4 protein-coding genes are annotated in these 6,092 nt (G+C 74.3%); all 4 read left to right on the forward strand.

Going from position 1 to position 6,092, the window contains the following annotated elements:
* Positions 1–1,066, forward strand: a 1,066-nt coding sequence (locus D474_RS0116270) for a DUF5691 domain-containing protein (RefSeq protein WP_017614607.1), incomplete at its 5' end; no start/stop codon positions are given.
* The gene (locus D474_RS0116275; RefSeq protein ID WP_017614608.1) at positions 1,067–2,215 is read left to right on the forward strand and encodes an ATP-binding protein; all 1,149 of its coding nucleotides are present in this window, start codon (positions 1,067–1,069) and stop codon (positions 2,213–2,215) included.
* Complete coding sequence (locus D474_RS28965; protein ID WP_017614609.1) at positions 2,215–4,470, forward strand: DUF5682 family protein; 2,256 nt, start codon at positions 2,215–2,217, stop codon at positions 4,468–4,470. The genes D474_RS0116275 and D474_RS28965 overlap by 1 nt, the downstream gene beginning before the upstream one ends.
* Positions 4,467–5,618 (forward strand): VWA domain-containing protein, encoded by a 1,152-nt coding sequence (locus D474_RS0116285; protein WP_017614610.1) that lies wholly within the window; start codon positions 4,467–4,469, stop codon positions 5,616–5,618. Before D474_RS28965 ends, D474_RS0116285 begins: the two co-directional genes overlap by 4 nt.
* The last annotated feature ends 474 nt before the right edge of the window (positions 5,619–6,092 follow it).

Genomic DNA, 6,092 nt, shown 5'->3' on the forward strand with positions numbered 1-6,092 from the left:
GTTCCGCGACACGTGGCACTACCTGGGTTCCCACGGCGCTGCCGCGCACTTCGACCCCCGGGTGTGGGACCACGGCAGCCCGCCGGAACGCCGCCGCACCCTCGCCGCCCTGCGCCGCACGGACCCCGCGGGCACACGTGCTCGGGTCGCCGAGGTCCTGCGCACCGAACCCCTGGCCGAACGCCGGCGTTCCCTCCTGGCGGTCCTGGCCACCGGGCTCACCACCGACGACGAGCCGACCCTGGCCACCGCCCTCGCCGACCGTGCCCCAGGGGTACGCGGGCTCGCGCTGTCCCTGCTCAGCCGCCTTCCCGACAGCGACCACGCGGTACGCCTGCGCGCGTACGTGCGGGACCTCCTCGCGCCCGCCCCGGACGGGACGGTCCGCGTGCGCCGTGTCGGCTCCGCCCAGGGCGGGCTCCTGCACGACCTCGCCCTGGCCGCCCCCGGACCCGACGCAGACACCGGGGCCGCCCGTGCCGAACGCCTGTGGACCCTCATCACCCACGCTCCTCTGGACGTGTGGACGGAGCTGGTCGACCCCGACCCCGCTCAGGTCCTCGAACGGGTCGAGCGCTCCGGCCGCAACGACGTGCACGACGCCCTGGTCAACGCCGCCGGTTTCCAGGGATCCGCGCCGTGGAGCCGCGCCCTGCTGGCCTCCCTCGCCCCCGACGTCGGCGGCCACCTCGCCCGCGCCACCAAGGACCGCCGGGTCCTCCAGCTGTCCGCCCTGCTGCGCCCGCTCCCGCCCGTCGAACGCTGCGCCTGGGCGTGCACCGCGCTCGACCGCACCCAAGACCTCCACGACGCCGGTCACATCCTGCGTGCGGCCGGTGGCCCGTGGACCCCCGGATTGTCGGCGGCGGCGACGAGAATGCTCCTGAACCCGGTCACCGGCGGCGGATACCGCGCCGTCTGTGAGGCCGCGGCCGAGCACCTTCCCCCCGACAGCCTCGACGACCTGCCGCCCGACCCCTCGGGCCTCGGTCCCGAGAACCGCCGCCTCTACCTCGACACCCGCGACACCGTCCGGTTCCGCCGCGACATGCACAGGGAGTTGTAGTTGACCCTCACCGCCGCGACCACCGACACCGCGCAGGCGCTGCGCCCCCACGCCGAACAGACCCACGCCGACGAGCTCCGCATTCTCGCCGCGGCCGACGGCCGCCCCCGCCCGCCGGGCTGGCACCTGTCCCCGCAGTCCGTGGTCGACTACCTGCTCGGCACCACCCTGGAGGACGGCACGGAGATCACCCCGAAGTACGTCGGTGCCCGCCGCATCGTCGAGACCGCCGTGGCGACCCTGGCCACCGACCGCGCGCTGCTGCTCATCGGCGTGCCCGGAACCGCCAAGACCTGGCTGTCCGAACACCTGGCCGCCGCCGTGAGCGGGGACTCCACCCTCCTCGTGCAGGGCACCGCCGGAACCTCCGAGGAGTCGGTCCGCTACGGCTGGAACTACGCGCGCCTGCTCGCCGAGGGCCCCAGCGAGGCCGCGCTCGTGCCGGGTCCGGTCATGAACGCCATGTCCCGGGGTGCGCTCGCCCGCGTCGAGGAGCTCACCCGCATGCCCTCCGAGGTGCAGGACGGGCTCATCACCGTGCTCTCGGAGAAGTCCCTGCCCGTGCCCGAACTCGGGACCGAGGTCCAGGCGCGCCGCGGTTTCAACCTCATCGCCACCGCCAACGACCGCGACAGGGGCGTCAACGACCTCTCCAGCGCCCTGCGCCGCCGATTCAACACCGTGGTGCTGCCCGTGCCCGACACCGCCGAGGAGGAGCTCGACATCGTCACCCGCAGGGTGGCCCAGCTCGGGCAGTCGCTGCAGATGCCGGAGGTGGCCACGAGCCTCACCGAGATCCGGCGGGGGGTCACCGTCTTCCGGGAACTGCGTTCGGGCGCAACCGANGTCACCGTCTTCCGGGAACTGCGTTCGGGCGCAACCGAGGACGGGACAGCCAAGGTCAAGTCGCCCAGCGGCACCCTCAGTACCGCGGAGGCGATCTCCGTCGTCGCCAACGGCATCGCGTTGTCCGGGCACTTCGGCGACGGGCAGCTGCGCCCCGCCGACATAGCCGCGGGAATCCGGGGAGCGGTCGTCCAGGACCGGGTCTCCGACGGTGTGGTCTGGCGCGAGTACCTGGAGACCGTCGCGCGCGACCGCGACGGGTGGGGCGAGTTCTACCGGGCCTGCCGCGAGGTGGGCGCCTGATGCCGTCCGTCGACACCGAAGGCGTGCGGGTCCTGGGGGTGCGCCACCACGGCCCCGGGTCCGCGCGTGCCGTCCGGGCCGAGCTGGAGCGCCTGCGCCCCGAGGCGGTGCTCATCGAGGGGCCGCCGGAGGCCGACGCGCTCGTGCACCTGGTGGGGGAGATCGAACCGCCGGTCGCCCTGCTCGCCCACCGCACCGGGCGGGGCTCCGGAGCCGGGGGGAGCACACAGGACTGGGCCTTCTGGCCGTTCGCGTCGTTCTCCCCCGAGTGGGTGGCGCTGCGGTATGCGCTCGAGCACGGTGCGGAGGTGCGCTTCTGCGACCTGCCCGCCGCACACACCCTCGCCCCCGAGTCGGAACCCGAACCCCGCGAGGGGGCGACCGCCCCCGCCGACCCGCTCGGCACCCTCGCCCGCGCCGCCGGTTACGACGACACCGAACGCTGGTGGGACGACGTCGTCGAACAGCGCGGCGACGGCGAACCCTCCCCGTTCCCCGCGATCCAGGAGGCCATGGCGGCCGTCCGGGCAGAGACCGGAGCCGGGGGCGTGCGCACCGAACGCCGCGAGGCCCACATGCGCCAGGTCCTGCGCGCCACGATCCGGGCCGGGAACCACCGCGTGGCCGTGGTCTGCGGCGCCTGGCACGCTCCGGCCCTGCACGAGACCGCGGGCCACACCGTCAAGGGCGACACCGCCCTGCTCAAGGGGCTGCCCAAGGCCGGGGTCGCCGCCACCTGGGTCCCGTGGACGCACGGACGCCTGGCCTCCGCGGCCGGTTACCGCGCCGGGGTGAGCGCGCCCGGTTGGTACCAGCACCTGTTCACCGCACCCGACCGGCCCGTGCACCGGTGGCTCACCGACGCAGGCCGCACCCTGCGCGAGGACGAGGGGCAGGCGGTCTCCTCCGCGCACGTCATCGAAGGTGTCCGCCTCGCCGAGGCCCTCGCCGCTCTGCGCGGGCGCCCCCTCGCCGGGCTCGACGAGGTCCGGGCGGCGCTCACCGGGGTGCTGTGCGAGGGGCACGAGGCCCGCGCCGCGCTCGTGCACGGCCGACTCGCGCTCGGGGAACGCATGGGTTCGGTTCCGGCCTCCACCCCGATGGTGCCGCTCCAGCACGACCTCGCGGCCCAACGCCGCCGTCTGCGCCTCAAGGCCGAGCCCTTCACCCGTGACCTCGACCTTGACCTGCGCAAGGAGCTGCACCGCGATCGCGGCGTTCTGCTGCACCGGCTCCGGGTCCTGGACGTGGAGTGGGGCGTGCCGCGCACGCCCGAGGTCGGCCACCGCGGCACGTTCCGGGAGTCCTGGCGCCTGCGCTGGGAACCGGAGATGGACGTCGCTCTCATCGAGGCCGCCCGCTGGGGCGCGACCGTCGAGGAGGCCGCGACCGCACGTGTCACCGAACTGGCCGACGGCGCCGACCTGCGCGTACTCACCGCACTCACCGAACAGTGCCTGCTCGCCGCGCTCGACACCGCTCTGCCTGCCGTGCTTCGCCGACTCACCGACCGCGCCGCCACCGACGACGACGTCACCGGGCTCATGGCCGCCCTGCCTCCCCTCGCCCGCGCCGGACGGTACGGGGACGTACGCCGCACCGAGGGAGCCCAGCTGCGTTCGGTCGCCGAGGGCCTGCTGCGCCGGGTGTGCGCCGGGCTCGCCCCCGCGCTGCAGGGCCTCGACGACGACGCGGCCGCCCACGCCGCGGCCCTCCTCGACCGCACACACCAGGCCGTCACGCTCCTCGGCGGGGAAGCGCTGCGCACCTGGACCGCCACGCTCTCCGCACTCGCCGGCGACGACCGCCTCCCGGGGCGTGTGGCCGGACGCGTGGACCGCATCCTCAGCGACGCCGGCGACCTCGGCCCGGCCGCCCTCCGCCGACGCCTGGCCAGCACCATGTCGCCCGGCACCGAACCGGCTCGCGCCGCCGCCTGGATCGAGGGGTTCCTGCAGGGCAGTGGGCTGGTGCTGGTGCACGACGAACGCCTGCTCGACCTCATCGACGCCTGGATGACCGGGCTTTCCCCGGAACGCTTCGCCGACGTGCTGCCGTTACTGCGCCGCACCTTCGGGGCCTTCGCCGCACCCGAACGCCGCAGCATCGGTGCCGCTGCCACACGCACCCGTTCCCTCACCGGGGCCGAGCGCCCGCCCCTGGACCCCGACCGCGCCGAACCCGCTGTGGCCGCGGTCGGCGCGGTCCTCGCCCACGCCGCCCCCGAACGCCCGCACGGAAGGGTCACCGCATGAGCAACGAGATCGCCGAACGTGCCCGCCGATGGCGGCTGGTCCTGGGAGAGGACGGCCCCGACGCGCCCCTGGATCCCGCCGACCGCGGCATGGACTCCGCCCTCGCAGAGCTTTACGACCGCTCCGGTGTGGACGGGGCCGGCGAGCGCTCAGGGGGCATGGGCGACTCCGCTCCCCGCGTGAACCGCTGGCTCGGCGACATCCGAACCTACTTCCCGTCCTCCGTCGTTCGTGTGATGCAGAAGGACGCCATGGACCGCCTCGGCCTGCAGCGCATGCTCCTCGAACCCGAGCTCATGGAGGCTGTCGAGGCCGACGTGCACCTGGTCGGCACTCTGCTCTCCCTGAACTCCGTGATGCCCGACAGCGCCCGCGAGAGCGCCCGGACCGTCGTCCGCCGCGTCGTCGACGACCTGGAGAAGCGCCTCGCCCAGCGCACACGCTCCCTCGTGCAGGGCGCGATCGACCGCTCCGCCCGCACGCATCGCCCGCGCAGGGGCGCCGACATCGACTGGAACGCGACGATCCGTCGCAACCTCGCCCACTACTTGCCCGAGCACCGCACCCTCGTGCCGCGCACCCTCGTCGGCCACGGGCGCCGAAGCCCAGGGACACACAAGGACGTGGTGCTCGCCGTCGACCAGAGCGCGTCCATGGCCGAGTCCGTGGTGTACGCGAGTGTGTTCGGCGCGGCCCTGGCATCGATGCGCAGCGTGCGAACGTTCCTGGTCGCCTTCGACACCGCCGTCGCCGACCTCACCGAGCACCTCACCGACCCCGTGGAGGTCCTGTTCGGCACGCAATTGGGCGGCGGGACCGACATCAACCGGGCGATCAGCTACTGCCAGGGGCTCATCACTCGGCCGAAAGAATCCTTGTTCGTCCTGGTCAGCGACTTGTACGAGGGAGGGGTGCGCGAACAGATGCTGCGCCGGGTCGCGCACATGAAGGCCGCCGGAACGCAGGTCGTGGTGCTGCTCGCGCTCTCGGACGAGGGCGCCCCCTTCTACGACCAGGGCAACGCCGCCGCCCTGGCCGACCTCGGCGTTCCCGCGTTCGCGTGCACCCCCGACGCCTTCCCCGAGCTCATGGCCACCGCGCTCGAGGGTGGTCCCCTCACGGCCCGGACCGAGACCGCCGCACCCTGAGCCGCGGGCGCCGGGGCGCGCGGGAAAACCCTTGGCCGTGTGCCCCGGTGGTCGGTCGACTCCGCGGCCTGGCGAAACGGGAAGGCGTGGCCGGACACCGCCGACGGTGTCCGGCCACGGGGTCGTTCCGTGAGCCGACCGACGGGGCCGGCCTCCTCCCGCCTCCGGAGTTGTCCAGGGGCGCGGGGTACCGTGATGGCGTGACCGAGCCGACACGAGGAGTGATCGCGTGACCACTGCACCGATCGCACGCCGCCCCGGGGCCCTGGCCGCGATCGATCCGAGGCCGAGGGGGTCGGCGCCACTGCCGTCTGTGACGATGCGCTCGGCGGGCTCGTGCGCACCCTCGCCGCCGCCAAACCCGGCGGGCGGGCGCTCGAGATCGGTACCGGCGTGGGCGCGGGAACCGCGTGGCTGCTGGCCGGCCTCGACCCCACTGCGTGCCTGGACACCGTCGACGACGACGGCCGCCGC

Origin of the sequence: Nocardiopsis salina YIM 90010, from assembly GCF_000341025.1 — a bacterium.
Taxonomy (GTDB): domain Bacteria; phylum Actinomycetota; class Actinomycetes; order Streptosporangiales; family Streptosporangiaceae; genus Nocardiopsis; species Nocardiopsis salina.